17 protein-coding genes are annotated in these 18,628 nt (G+C 72.3%); 7 read left to right on the plus strand and 10 right to left on the minus strand.

The window, feature by feature from the left end; translation table 11 throughout:
• Positions 1-289: 289 nt before the first annotated feature.
• The gene (locus tag ACFP3V_RS19135) at positions 290-859 is read right to left on the minus strand and encodes a hypothetical protein (RefSeq protein ID WP_380585006.1); all 570 of its coding nucleotides are present in this window, start codon (positions 857-859) and stop codon (positions 290-292) included.
• A gap of 1,696 nt (positions 860-2,555) precedes the next feature.
• Complete coding sequence (locus ACFP3V_RS19140; RefSeq protein WP_380585008.1) at positions 2,556-3,245, minus strand: hypothetical protein; 690 nt, start codon at positions 3,243-3,245, stop codon at positions 2,556-2,558.
• Between the two features lie 64 nt (positions 3,246-3,309).
• Between ACFP3V_RS19140 and ACFP3V_RS19145 the strand changes: the two genes are divergently transcribed.
• The 3 genes from ACFP3V_RS19145 to ACFP3V_RS19155 all read left to right on the plus strand — a co-directional run bounded on the left by ACFP3V_RS19145 (position 3,310) and on the right by ACFP3V_RS19155 (position 5,259).
• Positions 3,310-3,741, plus strand: coding sequence for a hypothetical protein (locus ACFP3V_RS19145; RefSeq protein ID WP_380585010.1), 432 nt, complete (start codon positions 3,310-3,312; stop codon positions 3,739-3,741).
• A gap of 74 nt (positions 3,742-3,815) precedes the next feature.
• Positions 3,816-4,400: a PH domain-containing protein gene (locus ACFP3V_RS19150; RefSeq protein ID WP_380585012.1), complete on the plus strand. Its 585-nt coding sequence runs from the start codon at positions 3,816-3,818 to the stop codon at positions 4,398-4,400.
• Between the two features lie 31 nt (positions 4,401-4,431).
• Entirely contained in the window at positions 4,432-5,259 is an 828-nt protein-coding gene (locus ACFP3V_RS19155) for an SDR family oxidoreductase (RefSeq protein WP_380585014.1), read from the plus strand.
• Between the two features lie 7 nt (positions 5,260-5,266).
• On the opposite strand, the gene ACFP3V_RS19160 is transcribed toward ACFP3V_RS19155, so the two are convergent.
• Together ACFP3V_RS19160 and ACFP3V_RS19165 are read right to left on the minus strand one after the other, a co-directional pair.
• Positions 5,267-5,638, minus strand: a complete 372-nt coding sequence (locus tag ACFP3V_RS19160) for a DUF6869 domain-containing protein (RefSeq protein ID WP_380585016.1) — start codon at positions 5,636-5,638, stop codon at positions 5,267-5,269.
• Positions 5,635-6,441, minus strand: a complete 807-nt coding sequence (locus tag ACFP3V_RS19165) for an MBL fold metallo-hydrolase (protein ID WP_380585018.1) — start codon at positions 6,439-6,441, stop codon at positions 5,635-5,637. The genes ACFP3V_RS19160 and ACFP3V_RS19165 overlap by 4 nt, the downstream gene beginning before the upstream one ends.
• 89 nt (positions 6,442-6,530) lie before the next feature.
• Between ACFP3V_RS19165 and ACFP3V_RS19170 the strand changes: the two genes are divergently transcribed.
• A complete protein-coding gene (locus tag ACFP3V_RS19170) occupies positions 6,531-7,331 on the plus strand; it encodes a DUF6348 family protein (RefSeq protein ID WP_380585020.1) in 801 nt (266 codons plus the stop codon).
• 32 nt (positions 7,332-7,363) lie between these two features.
• Here the strand turns inward: ACFP3V_RS19170 and ACFP3V_RS19175 are convergent, their stop codons facing one another.
• From ACFP3V_RS19175 to ACFP3V_RS19195, 5 genes are all read right to left on the minus strand, one after another.
• Positions 7,364-7,561, minus strand: a complete 198-nt coding sequence (locus tag ACFP3V_RS19175; protein WP_380585022.1) for a hypothetical protein — start codon at positions 7,559-7,561, stop codon at positions 7,364-7,366.
• Between the two features lie 275 nt (positions 7,562-7,836).
• Positions 7,837-9,003 (minus strand): PP2C family protein-serine/threonine phosphatase, encoded by a 1,167-nt coding sequence (locus ACFP3V_RS19180; protein ID WP_380585023.1) that lies wholly within the window; start codon positions 9,001-9,003, stop codon positions 7,837-7,839.
• 136 nt (positions 9,004-9,139) lie between these two features.
• Entirely contained in the window at positions 9,140-9,949 is an 810-nt protein-coding gene (locus ACFP3V_RS19185; RefSeq protein ID WP_380585024.1) for an Fpg/Nei family DNA glycosylase, read from the minus strand.
• An 83-nt stretch (positions 9,950-10,032) separates the two neighbouring features.
• A complete protein-coding gene (locus ACFP3V_RS19190; RefSeq protein WP_380585025.1) occupies positions 10,033-10,521 on the minus strand; it encodes a ribose-5-phosphate isomerase in 489 nt (162 codons plus the stop codon).
• 34 nt (positions 10,522-10,555) lie between these two features.
• Positions 10,556-11,158, minus strand: a complete 603-nt coding sequence (locus tag ACFP3V_RS19195) for a biotin transporter BioY (RefSeq protein ID WP_380585027.1) — start codon at positions 11,156-11,158, stop codon at positions 10,556-10,558.
• 280 nt (positions 11,159-11,438) lie between these two features.
• On the opposite strand from ACFP3V_RS19195, the gene ACFP3V_RS19200 reads away from it, so the two are divergent.
• A complete protein-coding gene (locus ACFP3V_RS19200; RefSeq protein WP_380585029.1) occupies positions 11,439-12,830 on the plus strand; it encodes an amino acid permease in 1,392 nt (463 codons plus the stop codon).
• A gap of 149 nt (positions 12,831-12,979) precedes the next feature.
• Here ACFP3V_RS19200 and ACFP3V_RS19205 read toward each other — a convergent pair whose 3' ends face one another.
• Entirely contained in the window at positions 12,980-13,618 is a 639-nt protein-coding gene (locus ACFP3V_RS19205) for a mycothiol-dependent nitroreductase Rv2466c family protein (RefSeq protein ID WP_380585031.1), read from the minus strand.
• Positions 13,619-13,756: 138 nt separating this feature from the next.
• On the opposite strand from ACFP3V_RS19205, the gene pepN reads away from it, so the two are divergent.
• Together pepN and ACFP3V_RS19215 are read left to right on the plus strand one after the other, a co-directional pair.
• Positions 13,757-16,429, plus strand: coding sequence for an aminopeptidase N (pepN, locus tag ACFP3V_RS19210; protein WP_380585033.1), 2,673 nt, complete (start codon positions 13,757-13,759; stop codon positions 16,427-16,429).
• A 485-nt stretch (positions 16,430-16,914) separates the two neighbouring features.
• Entirely contained in the window at positions 16,915-18,540 is a 1,626-nt protein-coding gene (locus ACFP3V_RS19215; RefSeq protein WP_380585035.1) for an outer membrane protein assembly factor BamB family protein, read from the plus strand.
• Positions 18,541-18,628 lie beyond the last annotated feature (88 nt).

Genomic DNA, 18,628 nt, shown 5'->3' on the forward strand with positions numbered 1-18,628 from the left:
GGGCGCAGATGGGGATCAAGTGCGGACCGATTTTCGCATCACGCCTATCCGGCAACCACGCCCTTTCAGGAGCAGCGCTCGGCAGCCGCGCTGCACCCTGAGGCGACGCAGGCCAGGAGGGTGTTCACCGACCCGCGCTGACCTCGCTCCGTTGTCCTGGCATTGGCGTTGCTCTGTTGCCTGCCCGCTGCGTCCCCGAGAGGGGTAACCAGCGGTATCCCCGGTCGGTCGTCACGTGGGAAGTCGGGAGCACGAAGGCCCCCGCCCGTTTCCTCTTCGGAGCCCGCGTCTACGAGTGCGAGTCGGCCCACTGCCTGAGTGCCTCAAAGTCGTCCGACTGCAGGCCGAGTTGTGGGTTCACGTAGTGCAACAGCGCCGGTCCCGCGTGGTGCTCGGTCACCCAGGCCCGATCGGCGTCGGAGACCTCGTCGTCCAGCCAGGCAAAGGAACAGCCCCCAGCCCACGCCACCAGCTCAGGGGTTTTCCAGAGCAGCCCGCCAGCTCGGGCACGACGTGGGGCAGACCACTCGATGCATGGCAGGGGTGGCAGGCCGAGCAGCGGAGAGATGAACGCGTTCGCCTCCTCGCCCCAGGTCGAGGCCCAGGCCAGCCGGAACGGCAGCGCGGCCAGCAACGCTCCATGCGTCGGGTTGAGCCAGACGGGCAGCGGAACCGGTGCAAGCTGCTGCCTACCCCACGCCGACAGCCGCTCGCGCTCAGCCTTCTCCCAACTCGGCGGCATCAGCCGGTACGAGCGGTATCCCGGCGGACAGTCGTGCGGCATACCGGCGAACGGGTTGAGCGGGCCGTCCACGTCCAGGAACAACCACGGCAGTTCCGCCCCCACGTCCACGGTCATGACGTGCACCCTAGTCGGCGCAGGCCACCCAGCTACGCGTGTCCCCCGCTCCATGAAGCCGATAGCCGCGCGGTCGCCAGGGGTTCCCCGTGGGTCCAGCGGACCACAAGAGCCGCTCTGTGCCCGGCTCTTGCCCACCGGCTCTCCCCGGACCGGGCTGGGCAACGGGTTGCGTCCTGGGAAGTGGTGTACGGGTTTCCACCTGATTCGGGGGTTTGCTTCTGAATCGGTTGGGTGCCCGCATAGTTGAACGGCCATCGGCTGATCTTCGAGGTGTCTAAGCCCGAAGGAGACCAGCACGATGACCGCACCTGACAGTCTGCCCCTGCACGCCCTCGTCGAGACCAACTTCGCCTCGGCGAGTCCCGATCTGCTGCGCGCGATGGTCAAGACGCTCGCCGACGCGCTCCATCGGCATACACGAGCAGACCTGTCTTGGCTCCCAAGCCCTCCCTCGGTCACGTGGTCTCATCGCTGTCGCACCCTACGCAGACGCACTGACAGGACGAGGCCGCGCGCCGATCTGGGCGCTTCTTCCCCCCACGGCAGCAGGCGCTCACTACCCTCTTGCCCGTGGAAGCATCGCCCAAGAGACCGACCTGCCCGACCTGCGGGCAACCACTCGTCAACTTGGGCCTGGTGCTCTCTCTGCGCGAAGAGGACAACCAGCGCGTGTGCCGAAACGCCTGGAGGTGCCAGGAGGGCCACCACTGCTGGCACTGGGCCGACCGACCGAACGAGCTCCTGGAAGTCTGCCCCTTCCCGCAGATCTTCCGACGTCGGTGACCTCGCCCGGCGCGTTTCGGCTGCTTTGATCCCTTCATCGACGCGCGAGCACGAAGGGCTCACGAAGGGCTCCAGGCTCAGAGCCCAGCCTTCGCGCATGGGCGAGGAGCCTCGGCGACTCCAAGGTGCTTGCGTGCACGACCGCAGCGGGGAACACGGTGGTGTTGATCCGGCCGGGGAGCCGGGCGACCAGGACCTCGACGGACTCTCGCGGATCCCGGAAGGCCATCCCGCCTTCGCGATTGAGCAGGAGCCGAGCAAACCTCCCACGAGGACTCCCATGCACTCCGCCGCTGCTGCCACGCGCCAGGACCGGAGCAGCGGCCGCCCCAACTGTCGCTTCAGTTCTGCCGCTTCGAACAGTGACAGCAAGGCCACGACGTCCTCGTCGGCGAAGCCGACCAGCCATCCCTCGGGTCCTCGCTCGGCGAGCCGCTTGCCGTTGCGCCCCAGCGCGACCCTGCCGCCGCGGGTACAGGTGAAGCGGTAGACGTCCTCCGTGTCCTCCGTCAGCGCGAAGCGCACCTCCCGACCCGACGGCGCCGCCGGCCGGGCGGAGGTCAGCCGGAAGTCGCGCCCGCCGAGGGAGCCGAGGACGACGCGGCCGGGGCTCACGGCATCCCGCAGTGTGTCGTCGAGGCGCACCAGTTCTCGTCCGTCGAGCGTGAGCCGCCAGACCTCCCAGTTCTCGGCTCGGGCCATGTAGCTGTGGTTGCGGGAGCGCGCCCGGGTCAGCTCCGCCTTCCCCAGCGGTGTTCCGACGACGGCGTGGACCTGCTCGTCCTGCGCCCGGGCGGCCCACTCCTGTCGGCTCGTCAGACGCTCGACCGAGAAGGCTCCCCTGCTCACAGCCACCTCGCTCGTTCGCGGCACCGTCCACCGCCCGTACGGCGACCCGGCCGTCATCGTCTCAGCTCCGCCCGCGCCCCCGGCAGAGGGAGAACACCTCCGCGACGTGGGCGGTGAGGGCCGGCTCCGTCGTGGCCGGGGTGACGGTCACGGAGGGCAGGCCAGCCGAGGCGGTCTCGCCGCGGAGGCGGTCGGTGAAGAGGGCGTCGCGGGTGAGCAGGTGGGTCAGGGCGCGTTCGGGGTCGCTGGTGCGGCCGGCGATGGACCAGAGGGAACCGCGGTGGGCGAAGGCGGCGCGACGGAAGTCCGGGGTGGGGAGCAGCCAGACGGCCTGGTGGGCGGGGTCGGTGAGGAGGGGAGCCACCAGGCCGGGCAGCAGGCGGAAGCCCTCGGCCAGGACCGGGGTGGTGGTGGGGAGTTGGAGCAGGTCCTCCACGATCAGGTCGAAGCCCTCGCCCGCGAACCAGTGGAAGGTCGCCAGCATCGTCTCGGGTGACCGGTCGAGCCACCGTGCGTCCATGTCCATCGCGGTGAACTCCTGCAGCAGCGGCGTGGCTTCGGGACGGGCGCGTCGGGCGTGGTCGGGCATCGCGGCGTCGGTGCCGTAGAGGTGCAGGCCGTAGCGGGCGGCGAGGTGGCGGGCGACGGTGGACTTGCCGGCACCGCTGCCGCCGCCGAGCCAGCGGACGTGGCGGAGGCGGTCCCGCAGGCGGTCAAGGTCCCCGAGGGCGCGGGCGTAGGGAGGAGTCATGGATCCGGTATAGCGTGCGGAAGCAGAATTGAACGCGTTCAAGAAGGATGCCATGATGGCCGCCATGGATGCGATGCCCGTGGTGTGGCGGGGAGTTCGGTGCGGCGTCGGGTGGTCGGCGCTCGTCGGGGCGGTGCTGGGGGCGGTGATGGCCTTCGGGGCGCTGCTGAGCGACGTCCCCGGCGGCGTGGTCGCGACGATCGTCACGGCGGGGGACATCGGACTGACGGCCACGGCCGTGGGAGCCGCCTTCGGCGTACTGCCGGGCCTCGTCGTCGGCGTGGCGCTGGCACGGTCGGCGGCCCGGACGCAGGCCCATCGGTGGGCGGCCCTCAGCGGGGGCGGAGCGTTCCTGTTGCAGAGCGCGGCCGTCGGCCTGTCGTCGGGGGTCGTCCTGGCGGTCGGCCTCGCGATGCTCGGGACGCCGACTGCGGCACTGCTGGCAGCGGTGTCGGCGAAGGCGGTGCGGGAGGGCGGAACACCGGCCAGGCGATGAGGAGTTGTCAGGCGGCCGTCGGACCGGCACCGCGTCCGGGCAGTTCGGGCACGGGCTGTGCGAGGATGCGCGCCATGAATGTCGCCGAGCGTCATCTTGCCGAGGACGAGCAGCTCGTCCATGCCACGCGCCAGCACTGGACCGAGATCTTCACGGAGTTCGTCCTCCTGGTGCTGGTACTCGCCGTCGCGGGCGGACTGTTCTGGGTGATCCCGGGTGATCAGGGCTGGGGCCGGATCGCCGACTACGTCGTGGGCGGGGCGGCACTGATCGCCGCCGTGTGGCTGTGGCTGATACCGCTGCTGAAGTGGCGCAGCACCGTCTACATCGTGACGACCAAGCGCATCTACGTGCGCTCCGGCTTCCTGACCAAGACCGGGCACAGCATCCCGCTGGGCCGGATCAACGACGTGGGCTTCCGGGCCAACCTGTGGGAGCGGATGCTGAGCGAGGGCACGCTCTTCCTCGAATCGGGCGGTGAGCACGGCATGCTGACGCTCAAGCACGTGCCCGACCCGGAGGGCCTGAAGTCGGTGATCGACCGGGCGATCGACGAGCACGAGGAAGAGCACGAGCACCGCCACGAGCGCGAGCGGGAGCCCCGGGCCGAGTCGGGGACCGAACGCGAGGGCGAGCCCAGGGCCGAGGCGCAGGCGTGACGCGCTGAGCGGGGAAGGAGCGAGCGAGCCGGTGCGGTTCCTGGTCGTCGGTGGCAGCGGGTACCTCGGTGGCGAGGTGGTGCGGCAGGCGCTGCGCGCCGGGCACGAGGTGGTCGCCACGTTCGGCCGGGCGGCCGGGGACGCTCCCGGGGCCGAGTGGCGGCGGGTGGAGCTGCGGGAGCCGGGCCCTGTGGCCGCCCTGGTGCGGGAACGGCGGCCGGACGTCGTGGTCAACTGCGCCTACCGGAAGGACGACTGGGCCGTGACGGCGGACGGCGCCGCCCGGGTCGCGGTGGCCGCGGCGGCGGGCGGGGCCGGGCTGGTGCAGGTCTCCAGCGACCTGGTGTTCCCGGGCACCGCGGCGGCCGTCGTCTTCGCGGAGGACGCTCCGCCCGCCCCCGACTCCCCCTACGGCGCGGCCAAGGCCGCCGCGGAGACCGCCGTGCGGGCCGTCCATCCCGCAGCCGCGGTGGTCCGGACGTCGCTGATCCTCGGGGACGGCAGGTCCGTGCACGAGGAGTTCGCACGGGAGTTGGCCACCGGCCGACGACCCGGCGGCGTGCTGTTCACGGACGTGGTGCGCTGCCCGGTCCATGTCGCGGACCTTGCCGCCGCGCTGCTGGAGGTGGGGACACGGGGCCTGGGCGGCGTCCTGCACGTCACCGGCCCGGAGGCGGTGAGCCGGGCCGAGCTCGGCCGCCTGATCGCCGCCCGCGAGGGCCTGAACCCGGACGCCCTCCCCACCGGCCCTGCCCCCGGCGGCCCCAGCGACATCCGCCTCGACTGCGCCCGAACGGCACGGCAACTCCGCACCCGCCTGCGCGGCGCCCGCGAGTTCCTGGCGGCCACGCCGACCTGACGGCGGGTCAGCCCACCAGCCAGGGCTCCAGGCCGGGCGGCACGGGGACCGGGAACCATACTCCGCGCAAGGCCTCGGCGAAGGCGGGGTCCCGGCGGGCCGTCGTGGTCAGCTCTGCGGCCAGCGACCCGCCATGGGCATGGACGAGGTCCTCCAGGGGTCCTGCGGCCAGCACGGCCAGGTCGCCGTCCTGGGGGCGGGCGTCCAGCAGGCGCAGGACCAGCGCGAGGGCCCGGGGGCCGCCGGCTGCGACCACCTCGGCGACCTGGTCGGCCACCGGCCGGTGGTCGTCCGCCCGCAGGCGCTCCTGGCGGGAGCCGGAGGACAGGCGGACATACTCCCACCAGGCGGCGGCTGACCCCTCGTCCTCCTCCGTCACCGCAGTTCTGCCGACTCGCCCGGGGCGAGCAGGGTCAGACGGCCCGTCAGGTCCGCGTCCGCGGCGGCGAAGGCGGTGCGGAGGTCGTCGGCGGATTCGGAGAAGTGGGCCCAGGAGTCGCAGTGCAGCGGCACAACGTGGCGGGCCTGCAGGATGCGGGCGGCTTCGACGGTGTCGGTGGCCGTGAGGGTCAGCGGAGCGTCCGGGATCAGCGGGGTACGGGCCGCGCCCGCGAAGAGGAGGGCGAGGTCGAAGGGCGGGAAGCGGTCCGCGATCTCGCGGACGACCCGCACAGAGGCGTTGTCGCCGCTGATGTAGACGGTGGGCAGGCCAGGACCGGTCAGGACGAAACCGGCCACCTCCCCCACGACGGGCTCGCAGCCCTCGGGGCCGTGCAGGGCAGGAACGCGGGTCACCGTGACGTCGCCCACCGCGTGGGACTCCCACAGGGGCAGCGCCAGTGCGGGGCCGCCCACGCGGCCGGCCGCGGAGGCGGTGGTGAGCACCAGCGGGACCTCGGCGAGGTACTGACGGCCGGTCAGGTCCAGGTTGTCGGGGTGCTGGTCGTGCGAGAGCAGGACCGCGTCCACCGTGCCCACCTGCTCCGGGGTCAGTGCCGAAGGCCGGGTCTTCTCCAGGTACCGGTCCGGACCCATGGGGTAGCGGCGCGGCTCGTCGAAGGTCGGATCGGTGAGCAGACGCAGGCCGCCGTACTCGACGAGGGCGGTGGGACCGCCGAGGGCGTGGACGCGCACCGGGGCGGACGGGGTCGCGGAGGCGGAGGTCGAAGTCACGGCAGACATCCTTCCAGTCCTTGCCCGGGCGCTCGAACGGGTACGCTCACGGAAGTTCCACATCCGGCCACGTGCCCGACACAAGCGGAGGAGGCGCCGTGCCGACCAGGCGGATCGACGAGATACGGCGTGCCGTGGTCCGTGAAATGGCGGCGCTGGGGCGGCAGTTCCACGTGGACGAGGTGGGCGGCGTGGTGCGCGGCCCCGGCCGCACGGCCGTCGCGACCCGGGAGCACTCCGACGTGACCGGCCGCCACCTCGACCTGGGCTACGTGCTCCGCCTGGGTGACGGGGCGGCACCGGTCGTCTGGGACTGCGCGGGCGGCACCGCCGCGAGCGGCCAGCAGCCCGCGCTGGAGGGCCTGGAGGGGCTCGAGAACATGGTCCGGATGTGGCGGACCACCACGGCCTCGGCCGTCGTCGAGCTGATCGAGGGCCGCGGGCTGCACGGCGACCACGTCCGCTCGGGCATCGGGGGCTGGTCGGCCGTGCAGGGCCCCGCCTGCGTCTTCGGCTTCCGCAGTGGGGAGTTGGGCGACTGGGTGGGCCGCAACCGGCTGCTGCCGCACGTCGCGACGGAGATCGCGCCGCGGCTCGACCCGGCCGAGGGCGGCCTGCACGGGGTGCGCTTCTTCTTCGGCGGCCGCGCCGGCGACGAGGTCGCCGAGGTGCGCGTGGACGGCGAGCCGGTGCCCACCGCCTCCGCGGCGCTGCGGGCGCTGGACTGGCCGCGCGGCGAACGGCTGGCCTGGGCCCGGTGTTTCGTGCTGCTCTCGCGCGAGCCGCGCCTCTTCGCCGACGCCGAGCAGGAGCCGGGCGCGCGGCCCTGGGACTCGCGGCCGACGGCGGGCCAGTGGCGCGTACCCGCCGGGCTGCTGCGGCGCTGGCTGAGCGTCTGACCCGTCCGCCGGGGCGGGCGGGCCGGGCGGGCTCAGTGGGTGAGCTGGTTGATGGTCGAGGCGATCTGGTCCACGAACTGCTGGATCGGGGACGCCGCCGACGTCTTGGCCAGGAAGAAGCCGAAGAGGACGGCCAGGATCGTGTAGCTGACCTTGATGCTCTTGTTCCTGATGAAGACGATGAGCAGGATGCCGAGCAGCACCACGGCTGAGATGGAGAAGGTCGTCACGGGCCCCACTTCCTCGTTGCTGACGTTGCCGACGTCCTTGGAGTCCGGGCAACCCGGCAGGCCGGAACTGCTGTGCCGCTCATCGGCATCGCCCCCCTGTCCTTCCTCGCCCGCCTAGCCAGTCTCTCCGGATCATGGCTTGTCGTAAAGCGGTTCCGGGTCACACTGACCGGGTCCGTTCACATTCAGCCGAGATTGACCGAAGATCGTGTGCCGCCTGCGCCGGATGTTACAACTGTGGTCTCTGCCAGGGCCATTCACAGCATCCGCGCCACTCATTCACGCCAGACCAGCAGCAGGGCGCGGTCGTCGTTGAGGTCGCGGGCCACCGTCTCGATCAGCCGCCAGGCCGAGCCGGCGAAGGAGAGGCCCATCAGCCGGTCGGCCTCCCCCATCAACCGGTCCATGCCTTCGGTGAGATCGCGGCCCGGGGCCTCCACCATCCCGTCCGTGCACAGCATCAGCACGTCGCCGTGGTCCAACTGACCGCGCACCCCTTCGAACTTGGCGCCCTCCGACGTGTCGAAGATGCCCAGCAGCGGCCCCTCGGCCTCCTTGACCTCCCAGCGGCCGGTCCCCTCGCAGCGCTGCATGCCGGGCAGGTGCCCGGCCGACAGCAGCTCGTACTCGCCCGTGTCCAGGTCCAGCACCAGGTGCACCGCGCTCGCGAAGCCCTCCTGCCAACCCTGGCGCAGCAGATAGCCGTTGGCGGCCGGCAGGAACTCGTGCGGCGGCAGCGAGCCCAGCAGGCCGCCGAAGGCCCCGGACAGCAGCAGCGCCCGCGAGCCGGCGTCCATGCCCTTGCCGGAGACGTCCGCGAGGACCACCTCCAGCGTCCGCTTCGCGGGGCCGGTGCGGGACGCCACCACGAAGTCCCCGGAGAAGGACTGGCCTCCCGCCGGGCGCAGCGCCATCTCGGCGTGCCAGCCGCCGGGCAGCGCCGGCATCCGGCTCTGCACCTTCAGCCGCTCGCGCAGGTCGAACAGCATCGACTGGCCGCCGCGCCACGGTACGCCGACCCGGGCCCGGAACTGCGCCAGCAGCAGCCCGGCCGCGCCGATCGCGCCGACCACCAGCACGGTGCCCGGCGTCACCCGGCCAGGGCCGTCGGCGTACGGGCCGCGCAGCGCCGACTCGACGGCGAGCGCGGCCGCCGAGGCCGCGTAGAGCAGCACCAGGCTGCTGGGCCGCAGCAGCAGCGCCCCGGCGAGCACCGGCAGCACCATCGCGGTGGGCGGGAACCACAGCGGCAGCAGCAGGGTCAGCACCGCGACCAGCGGTACCAGGGTGGCCAGCGCGGCGAAGGCGATCCAGTCGGAGGCGTCGCCGCGGAAGTAGTCGACTCCGGCCCGGCGCACCCTGCGTCGGGCCCGGGAGAGCGCCCTGCGCACCCGGGCCGCCGAGGTGTCCCCGGGATGGGCCGGGGCGGGGCCGTCTGCCATTCCGGCAGACCCTATCCGCACTGCCTCCGCGGAGTCGATGCGGAACTTGGCCGTTCCGTGTCGGCGCTGTCCGGATCCGGTCGTTCCTGTTCCGGTGGACGCCGCCCCGGGCACAGGAACGACTGTTGACACGCCGTCAGGCGGCCTGGCAGCCGGGGCACCAGAACAGGTTGCGCGCGGCGTGGGTCTCCGTCGCCACCGGGGACGCGCAGACGTGGCAGGGCAGGCCCGCGCGCCGGTAGACGTACACCTCGCCCCCGTGGTCGTCCACTCGCGGCGGGCGGCCCATGGCCTCCGGGGTGTGCTCGGGCCGGACGGTGTCGATCCGGCCCAGCCGGACGCCCTCGCGCATCAGCGCGACCAGGTCCGCCCAGACGGCGTCCCATTCGGCGCGGCTGAGCGACCGGCCCTCCCGGTGCGGGGCGATGCCGTGGCGGAACAGGACCTCCGCGCGGTACACGTTGCCCACGCCCGCCAGCACCTTCTGGTCCATCAGCAGCGCCGCCACCGTGGTCCGGCTGCGGCTGATGCGCGTCCAGGCCAGGTCCGGATCGGCGTCGGCGCGCAGCGGGTCGGGACCCAGCCGGGCCAGCACCGCTGACTGCTCGTCAGGAGTCACCAGGGCACAGGTGTTGGGTCCGCGCAGGTCCGCGTGGTGGCCCTGGTTCTCGACCCGCAGCCGCACCGCGCCCACCGGCGCGGGGGCGGGGGCCGGGCCGAAGCCGACCTTGCCGTAGAGGCCGAGGTGGATGTGCACGGCGCCGAGGTCCCCGAAGCCGAGGAAGAGGTGCTTGCCGGTGGCCTCCGCGCCGACCAGCGTCCGCCCGTCCAACAGCGCCGCCGAGGCGGCGAACGGTCCCTGAGGGCTCGTCACCCGCACGCGCGTTCCGGCGAAGGCGGCGCGGTACTCGGCGGCCAGGCGGTGCAGCGTGTGTCCCTCGGGCATCCGCCGAGTCTAGAACGCCGCAGGCGCACCTCCGTAACGGTGGTGCGCCTGGACGGGACGGCCGGAGCAGGGGCCGGTGCGGCTCAGTCCTGCTGCGGGTGGTGGGCCGGGATCGGCGGGAGCTCGCCGGTGGTCTCGTACTCGGTCAGCATGTCGATGCGCCGCTGGTGGCGCTCCTCGGCAGAGAACGGGGTGTTGAGGAACGCCTCGACGAAGGAGGTCGCCTCCTCCACCGAGTGCATCCGTCCGCCGATGCTGACGACGTTCGCGTTGTTGTGCTCGCGGCCCAGCGTCGCCGTCTCCAGGCTCCAGGCCAGCGCCGCGCGCACGCCCTTCACCTTGTTCGCGGCGATGGCCTCGCCGTTGCCGCTGCCGCCGATGACGACGCCCAGGGCGTCCGGGTCGGCGGCGGTGCGCTCGGCGGCGCGCAGGCAGAACGGCGGGTAGTCGTCCTGGGCGTCGTAGACGTGCGGCCCGCAGTCGACGGGCTCGTGCCCGTTCGCGGTGAGCCACTTCACCAGGTGCTCTTTGAGCTCGTAGCCGGCGTGGTCGGAACCGAGGTAGACGCGCATGGTCGTCAGTATGTCAGCAGGCCCCGGGCGCGGCTCAGCCGCGGCGGCCGATGAGCTTCCAGGCCGCCGGCAGCAGGCCCGTCGCCAAGGCGATCTTCAGCGCGTCGCCGACGAGGTACGGGTACATGCCCAGGTCCGCGGCCTTGGCCAGGGAGACGTGCAGCGAGACGGCGAGGTAGCTGACGCCGACGGCGTAGATGGCCGCGTTGCCCAGCACCATCGCGACGGCGGTGCGCAGCGGGCTGCGGTCCGCACCGCGCCGCGCCAGCGCGCCGACCAGGGCGCCGGCCAGCACGAAGCCGATCACGTAGCCGAAGGTCGCCCCGGTGCCGGAGCTGCCGCCGGCGAACCACGGCACGCCCGCCATGCCGGCCAGCAGGTACAGCGCCATCGACGCCGAACCCCGCGAGGCGCCGAGCGCGGTGCCGACGAGCAGCGCGGCGAAGGTCTGCCCGGTCACCGGCACCGGGGAGCCCGGAACCGGCACGGACAGCTGTGCGGACAGGCCGGTCAGCGCCGCACCTCCGAGGACCAGGGCGGCGTCGCGGAGGACGGCCCGGGTGCGGCCCGTGGCGGGCAGCAGGTCGGCGAGGACGGCACCGGAACGCAACGGATCGGCGGGGGCGGCGAGGCTCACGGGGCTACTCCTGGGTGTCCTGAGGGTGTGTCAGCCGTTCGATGCACGCGAATCTATCGAGCGATCGGCTCCGACGGCCTTGACGAACCTGACAAAGACGCAGGTCACACCGTTGGCGGGGAAGGCGGCGGCATCACCGTGCGCATTCGGGCGGACGCGGACCGGGATCATCGCTTCCGGATGGCGGGCAGGATTCGCACCACTCCGGACGAATCGTTCAGCCTGGTCGGATAGCGAACATGCCGTCTCACCATTCGAACCGTCTGGATCCACCGTCCCCATGAGCACCACACAGACCACGCACACCGCCCCACACCCTGAACCAGCCGCGCTGACCCACGGCCTGAAGCAGCGTCACCTCTCGATGATCGCCCTCGGCGGCGTCATCGGCGCGGGCCTGTTCGTCGGCTCGGGCGCGGGGATCGCCGCGGCGGGGCCGTCCATCGTGGTGGCCTTCGCCATCTCCGGGCTGCTGGTCATGATGATCATGCGGATGCTCGGCGAGATGGCCGCGGCCCGACCGGCCTCGGGCTCGTTCTCGGTCCACGCGGAGAAGGAGATCGCCCCCTGGGCCGGCTTCACCGCCGGGTGGATGTACTGGGTGCTGCTCTGCGTCGGCGTCGCGGTCGAGGCCATCGGCGCGGCCGGCATCGTGCACGGCTGGCTGCCCGCGGTGCCCGCCTGGATGTGGGTGGCGGTGTTCATGGCCTTCTTCTGCACGAACAACCTGGCCGCGGTCCGGAACTTCGGCGAGTTCGAGTTCTGGTTCGCCGCGGTGAAGGTGGCGGCGATCTCCGCCTTCCTGCTGCTGGGCGTCCTGGCCGTCTTCGGCGTGGTCGGCCCCGGCGCCCCCGGCCTGGGCAATCTGACGGGCGACGGCGGCTTCTTCCCCCACGGCGCGTCAGGTCTGGTGACCGGCCTGCTGGCCTCGGTCTTCGCCTACGGCGGCCTGGAGACGGTGACGATCGCCGCGGCCGAGTCCGCGGACCCCGTCCGCAGCGTCGGCCGGGCGGTGCGCACCGCGATGTGGCGGATCGCCGTCTTCTACGTCGGTTCGATGGCGGTCATCGTGACCCTGCTGCCGTGGCACGACCCCTCGGTGCTGGGCGGCCCGTACGCGGCGGTGCTCAACCACCTTGGTATCCACGCGGCGGCGCAGATCATGAACGTGGTGGTGCTGATCGCTCTGCTGAGCGCCATGAACGCGAACATCTACGGCTCGTCCCGGATGGCCTTCTCCCTGGTCGGCCGCGGCCTGGGCCCGAAGGGCCTGGCCAAGGTCTCCGGCGGAGTGCCGCGCCGGGCGGTGCTGGCCTCGTCGTCGTTCGGTTTCGTGGCGGTGCTGCTGAACTTCTGGTGGCCGGACACGGTGTTCCACTGGCTGCTGAACATGGTCGGCGCGGCGGTGCTCGTCGTCTGGGGCTTCACCTGCGTCGCGCAGCTGCGGATGCGGGCCCGACTGGAGCGGGAGGAGCCGGCCCGACTGAGCGTCAGGATGTGGGGCTTCCCCTGGCTCACGTGGGCGACGCTGGTCGCCGTGGCGACGATCCTGGCCCTGATGCTGCGGGACCAGGCGGACCGCGTCCAACTTGCCGCGACCGCGGCCCTGGCCGTCGCCCTCAGCGCGGCGGGTTGGCTCCGCCAGCACCGCTCCGGCGGCGCAGCCGCCTGAAGGGGCGCGAAGGAACTCCGCGGCCGGCCCACCACTCACGGAGGTTCGACCCGTTGATCGGGGACGGACCTCCCCGAGTGGTGTGTTGCTCGCGCAGTTCCCCACGCCCCTTGCGGCCGCGCCGCCCGCCTGGCGGGGGTGGGGTGCTGTCAGTCGAAGGACGGGCCGGCCGTGCGGGTGCGCTTGATCTCGTAGAAGCCGGGCGTCGACGCCACCAGCAGCGTGCCGTCCCACAGCCGCGCCGCGGCCTCGCCGCGCGGGGTCGGGGTGACCACGGGACCGAAGAAGGCGACACGCTCGCCGTCCGCGCCCGGCACCGCGATCACCGGGGTGCCGACGTCCTCGCCGACGAGCGAGATGCCCTCCTTGTGCGAGGCCCGCAACAGGTCGTCGTACGCGTCCGTGTCCGCCGCGTCGGCGAGTTCGCGGGGCAGGCCGGCCTCGTCGAGCGCGGCCTCGATCGTCTCCCGGGTGCGCGGCTCCGCGTTGTTGTGGAAGCGGGTGCCCAACGCTGTGTAGAGACGGCCCAGCACCTCGTCCCCGTGCTCCGCGGCAGCGGCGATGCAGACCCGCACGGGGCCCCACGCCTCGTCCAGGAACTTGCGGTACTGCTCCGGCAGCTCCCGCCCCTCGTTGAGCACGGCGAGGCTCATCACGTGCCAGGCCACCCGGACCGGGCGCTGCTGCTCGACCTCCAGCATCCAGCGGGACGTCATCCACGCCCAGGGACACAGCGGGTCGAACCAGAAATCAGCCGTCACGACCGGCGTCTCCTGGGCTGCCGTCATTGCACACTCCTGCCTGAACAGACTGAAAGGAACTGACACGTAGTCATCCCCCACAACACTGCCGGTCCGCCACGGATTCCCGGGCGACCCCCCGTGAAAGGATGCGGTGACAGGACTCGAACGTTAGGGAGTGGCGCAGTGCCCGGGAGCAACCTCACCCGCGACGAAGCCCGTGAGCGGGCCCGCATCCTCAGCGTGGACGGCTACGACGTCCATCTGGACCTGAGGTCCGCCCTCGGCGACAGCGGGCGGTTCCGCTCCCGTACCGTGCTGCGTTTCCGCTGCGCCGAGCCGGGCGCGCACTCCTTCGCCGACCTGATCGCCTCCGAGGTGCACCGGGTCGAGCTGAACGGACGCGAGCTCGACCCGGCCGAGGTCTTCGACGGCTCGCGCGTCCTGCTGCCGTCCCTGGCCGCCGAGAACACGCTGACCGTGGACGCCGACTGCGCCTACAGCCACACCGGCGAGGGCCTGCACCGCTTCGTCGACCCGGTCGACGGGGAGGTCTACCTCTACACGCACTACGAGCCCGCCGACGCCCGCCGGGTCTTCACCAACTTCGAACAGCCCGACCTGAAGGCCCCGTTCAGCTTCAAGGTGACCGCCCCGGCCGACTGGCAGGTGCTGGCCAACTCCCCCGCCGGCGGCGACCCGCTGCCGGTCGAGGGCGACGACTCCGCGCTCACCTGGGAGTTCGCCCCCACGCCACGGATCTCCACCTACATCACCGCCGTCGTCGCGGGCCCCTACCACGTGGCCACCGACACCTGGAGCCGCCTGCTCTACGACGGCCGCACCACGCTGGACGTCCCGCTCCGAGCGCTGTGCCGCAAGTCGCTGGCGCCCTACTTCGACAGCGACGAGATCTTCACCGTCACCCGGCAGGGCCTCGACTTCTTCCACGACGAGTTCGACTACCCGTACCCCTTCGGCAAGTACGACCAGGCCTTCGTCCCCGAGTACAACATCGGCGCGATGGAGAACCCCGGACTGGTCACCTTCCGCGAGGAGTTCATCTACCGCTCGAAGGTCACCGAGGCCGCGTACGAGTCGCGGGCCAACGTCATCCTGCACGAGATGGCCCACATGTGGTTCGGCGACCTGGTCACCCCGCAGTGGTGGGACGACCTGTGGCTCAAGGAGTCCTTCGCCGACTTCATGGGCGCGTTCAGCCAGGTCGCCGCCACCCGCTACCAGGCCGGCTGGATCACCTTCGCCAACCGCCGCAAGGCGTGGGCCTACCGGCAGGACCAGCTGCCCACCACGCACCCGATCACCGCCGACATCCGCGACCTCGAGGACGCCAAGCTCAACTTCGACGGCATCACCTACGCCAAGGGCGCGTCGGTGCTCAAGCAGCTCGTCGCCTACGTCGGCCGGGACGCCTTCTTCGAGGGCGCGCGGCGCTACTTCAAGCGCCACGCGTTCGGCAACACCACGCTGGACGACCTGCTCGCCGTCCTCGCCGAGACCTCCGGCCGCGGTTCCGAGGCCATGGCCGAGTGGTCCCGCGCCTGGCTGCAGACCGCCGGCGTCAACGCGCTCACCCCGGAGCTGACGGCGGATCAGGACGGCCGGATCGCCTCCTTCGCCGTCCTCCAGGAGGCCGACCCCGCGCACCCCGTGCTCCGGCCGCACCGCATCGCCATCGGCCTGTACAGCCGCACCGCGGACGGGGAGCTGGTCCGCACCGACCAGATCGAGACCGACGTCCGCCCCGAAGCCCGGACCGAGGTACCGGAGCTGGCCGGCCGGGAGCGGCCCGACCTGGTCCTGGTCAACGACGCCGACCTGACCTACTGCAAGATCCGCTTCGACGCCGCCTCGCTGGACACCCTGCGCTCGTCGCTCGGCTCGCTCACCGACCCGCTGGCCCGCGCCCTCGCCTGGTCCGCGCTGTGGAACCTCACGCGTGACGGCCTGCTGCCCGCCCGCGACTACCTCGCCCTGGTGCTGCGCTTCGCCGGGCAGGAGAGCGACATCGGCGTCCTGCAGCAGCTGCACCTCAACGCGTCCGCCACGCTGGACTCCTACGTCGCCCCTGCCGCCCGTGGCACCGCCGGACGCGAGCTGGCCGCCGGCGCCGCGCGCGAGCTGCGCGCCGCCGCTCCTGGCAGCGACCAGCAGCTCGCCTGGGCCCGCTTCCTCGCCGCCACGGCGGACGCGACGGCGGGCGGCGTGGCGGACGCGACGGCGGATCGGGCCGAAGGCGGGGACGGTGTGGGCGACGGCGCCGAACTGGCGCTCGTGGCCGGCCTGCTGGCCGGCACCGAGCGGATCGACGGCCTTGAGATCGACCAGGAGCTGCGCTGGGCCCTCACCCAGTGCCTCGCCGCCGCCGGCCTCGCCGGCACGGACGCCATCGAGGCCGAGCTCGCCCGCGACAACACCGCCAGCGGCCAGCGCCTGGCCACCCAGGCCCGCGCGGCGCTGCCCACCGCCGAGGCCAAGTCCCAGGCCTGGCACCGCGTCATGGACCGCGACGACCTGCCCAACGCCCTGGTGGAGGCGAACGCCTCGGGCTTCCAGCAGGCCGGCCGCCGGGAACTCCTCGAACCGTACGTGGAGCCGTACTTCGAGATCCTGGAGAAGGTCTGGGCCGAGCGCACCATCGAGAACGCGATGCGCATCGTCCGCGGCTTCTTCCCCGCCCTGGTCGGCTCGGAGCAGGTCCTCGCCCGCACCGACGCCTGGCTCGACGAGCACGCCGACGCCGCGCCGGCACTGCGTCGCCTGGTCCTCGAGTGCCGCGACGACCTGGCCCGCGCGCTCAGGGCGCAGGCGGCGGACAGGCCCGAGGGGTCGTCCTGACGGGGCACCGAGGGGTCCTGAGGGGGCCCTGCGGGGTCCGCCGGATCCCACACCGGGCCTGACAGGCCGTCAGCGCCAGGCCATGCGCCTGCTCCAGCGGCATGTTCGCGTTCGCGTGTCCCGGCCCTCTACGATGCCTGACGCGATCAACGTAAGAGTGGCGTAAAGCGGATCAGTCACAGCAGAACCAGATAATCGGAAAGGTGCGGGGGATGTCCGACACCACACCGGGTCCCGGTGCTCCAGGAGCAGCGGCCGGCCCGGCCGGCCCGGGCGGTGCCAACCAGCATGGGGCAGCGCCGGGTTCAGCAGGGCCGGGTCCCCAGGACCAGCCTCCTTACGGGTACCCGCCGCCGCCCCCGGGCTACGCGCCCACGGAACTGAGCAAGGGTCCCGCGATGCCGGGCCAGGCGGCCCAGGCCACAGGCGCAGCGGCGGGACAGCCTGGTGCCCAGCCCGGTGGCGGGCACGCGGGTGGCGGGCAGGTGAGCGGTCTTCCGCCGCAGCAGTCCGGGTGGGCCTACGCCCCTACGCAGACCTCGCCGCAGGCCCAGCCCGGTCCTGGCGGCTACGGCTACCCGGCACAGCAGGGGCAGCCGGCTCCGCAGGGACAGCAGGCTCCGCCGATGCAGCCCGGTTACGCGCCGACCCCGGCGCCCGGATGGCCGCAGCAGCAGGGCTACGCTCAACCGGGTTACCCGCAGGCGCAGCCGGGTACGCAGGCGCAGCCGGGTACGCAGCCCGGGTACGCCTACCCGCGGCAGGGCCAGCCCCAGCCCGGCTACCCGCAACAGCCCGGCGGCGCCTACCCGATGGGCCCCTACCCCGGCCGTCCGGGCGGCACCGGCCGCCGGCTCAACGCCGGCTGGATCAGCGCCCTGGTCATCGTCGGCGTGCTCGTCATCGCCATCGTCGTCCTGGCCTTCACCGTCTTCAGCGGCGGAGGCGACAACGGCAAGGGCGGCGCGGCCATGACCAAGGACTGGTCCGCGCCCTCCACCGGGGACAACGACCAGCTCGTCGGCAGCTGGCTCACCGACAAGCTGCTGATCCGAGCCAGCAGCGGCGAGGGCGTCACCGCCTACAACCTCGACGGCGGCACCAAGGCCTGGACCGTCACCCCGCCCTCGACCGGCGGCGGCAAGGTCCCCTGCGCGATGTCGTCCAACCTGTCGAGCAAGGGCATCGGCACGATCGCCTTCGGGACCGACAGCCACTCCTGCACCGTCATGACCGGTGTGGACGCGGCGACCGGCAAGGTGCTGTGGTCCATCCCGCTCACCAACTCCGAGCACACGACGGCGATGAGCGCCCAGACGTACATCCAGGGCGACGTGGCCACCATCGTCGGCGCCACCGTCCTCGGTGGCGTCAAGGTGGACACCGGCGCGACCGTCTGGGGCTACCACGCCCGCGGCGACTACTGCAACGTCTACGACTACGGCGCCCCGGGCGTCGTCCTGGTCGACGACTACTGCGCGGACAGGGACTCCGACCCGTATACCCTGACCGCCTACGACGGCGCGACCGGCCGGAAGCTGTGGCAGAAGTCCACCAAGGACCACACGGACGTCCGCGACGTCTACTCGGCCTCGCCGATCATCGCCTCGATCAGCCAGACCGGCGAGGACTCGGTCGTGCAGTTCGACGCCGGCGGCAACAGCAAGAAGCTGTCCACGGGCAACCTGGAACTGAGCATCGGCAACAGCGTCTCGGACGACCGGGTGGCCCGCCTGGTGGACAACGGCAAGACGCTGATCGTCCCGACGCGGGGCAGCGACGACATCTCGTCGGTCACCGCCTTCGACCTCGCCACGGGCAACAAGCTCTGGAGCTACGACGGCGAGAGCCACCACGGCGCGGCCCTGGCGGACGACAACGGCGACGGCAAGCTCTACGCCGTCTCCACCGGCAGCTACAGCGGCGTCCCGCACGTGGTCACCCTCGACCCGGCCACGGGCAAGTCCACCGTCCTGAGCGAACTGCCGACCGGCACGGACGGCTGGACCTTCACCTACGGCACGGTCTACATCCTCCCGGACGGCCGGCTGGCGGTGCTCAACGACACGTCGCTGAGCGACGGGTCGGTCGTGGTCTACAAGAAGAAGTAGTGGTGGTGGCGGCGTTGGCGTTGGTCGTGGACAGGCGGCCGGCGTTCTGAGCGGACGTGAGAGGGCCCGGACGGATGGAATCCGTCCG

Source organism: Streptacidiphilus monticola (assembly GCF_042658505.1).
Taxonomy (GTDB): Bacteria; Actinomycetota; Actinomycetes; order Streptomycetales; family Streptomycetaceae; genus Streptacidiphilus; species Streptacidiphilus monticola.

Excerpts from the sequence above, each read along its gene's own strand:
- ACFP3V_RS19135 (WP_380585006.1), bottom strand. The coding sequence starts at position 859 with ATGACCGTGGACGTGGGGGCGGAACTGCCGTGGTTGTTCCTGGACGTG.
- ACFP3V_RS19140 (WP_380585008.1), bottom strand. The coding sequence starts at position 3,245 with ATGACTCCTCCCTACGCCCGCGCCCTCGGGGACCTTGACCGCCTGCGG.
- ACFP3V_RS19145 (WP_380585010.1), top strand. The coding sequence starts at position 3,310 with ATGGATGCGATGCCCGTGGTGTGGCGGGGAGTTCGGTGCGGCGTCGGG.
- ACFP3V_RS19150 (WP_380585012.1), top strand. The coding sequence starts at position 3,816 with ATGAATGTCGCCGAGCGTCATCTTGCCGAGGACGAGCAGCTCGTCCAT.
- ACFP3V_RS19165 (WP_380585018.1), bottom strand. The coding sequence starts at position 6,441 with ATGTCTGCCGTGACTTCGACCTCCGCCTCCGCGACCCCGTCCGCCCCG.
- ACFP3V_RS19180 (WP_380585023.1), bottom strand. The coding sequence starts at position 9,003 with ATGGCAGACGGCCCCGCCCCGGCCCATCCCGGGGACACCTCGGCGGCC.
- ACFP3V_RS19185 (WP_380585024.1), bottom strand. The coding sequence starts at position 9,949 with ATGCCCGAGGGACACACGCTGCACCGCCTGGCCGCCGAGTACCGCGCC.
- ACFP3V_RS19190 (WP_380585025.1), bottom strand. The coding sequence starts at position 10,521 with ATGCGCGTCTACCTCGGTTCCGACCACGCCGGCTACGAGCTCAAAGAG.
- ACFP3V_RS19200 (WP_380585029.1), top strand. The coding sequence starts at position 11,439 with ATGAGCACCACACAGACCACGCACACCGCCCCACACCCTGAACCAGCC.
- ACFP3V_RS19205 (WP_380585031.1), bottom strand. The coding sequence starts at position 13,618 with ATGACGGCAGCCCAGGAGACGCCGGTCGTGACGGCTGATTTCTGGTTC.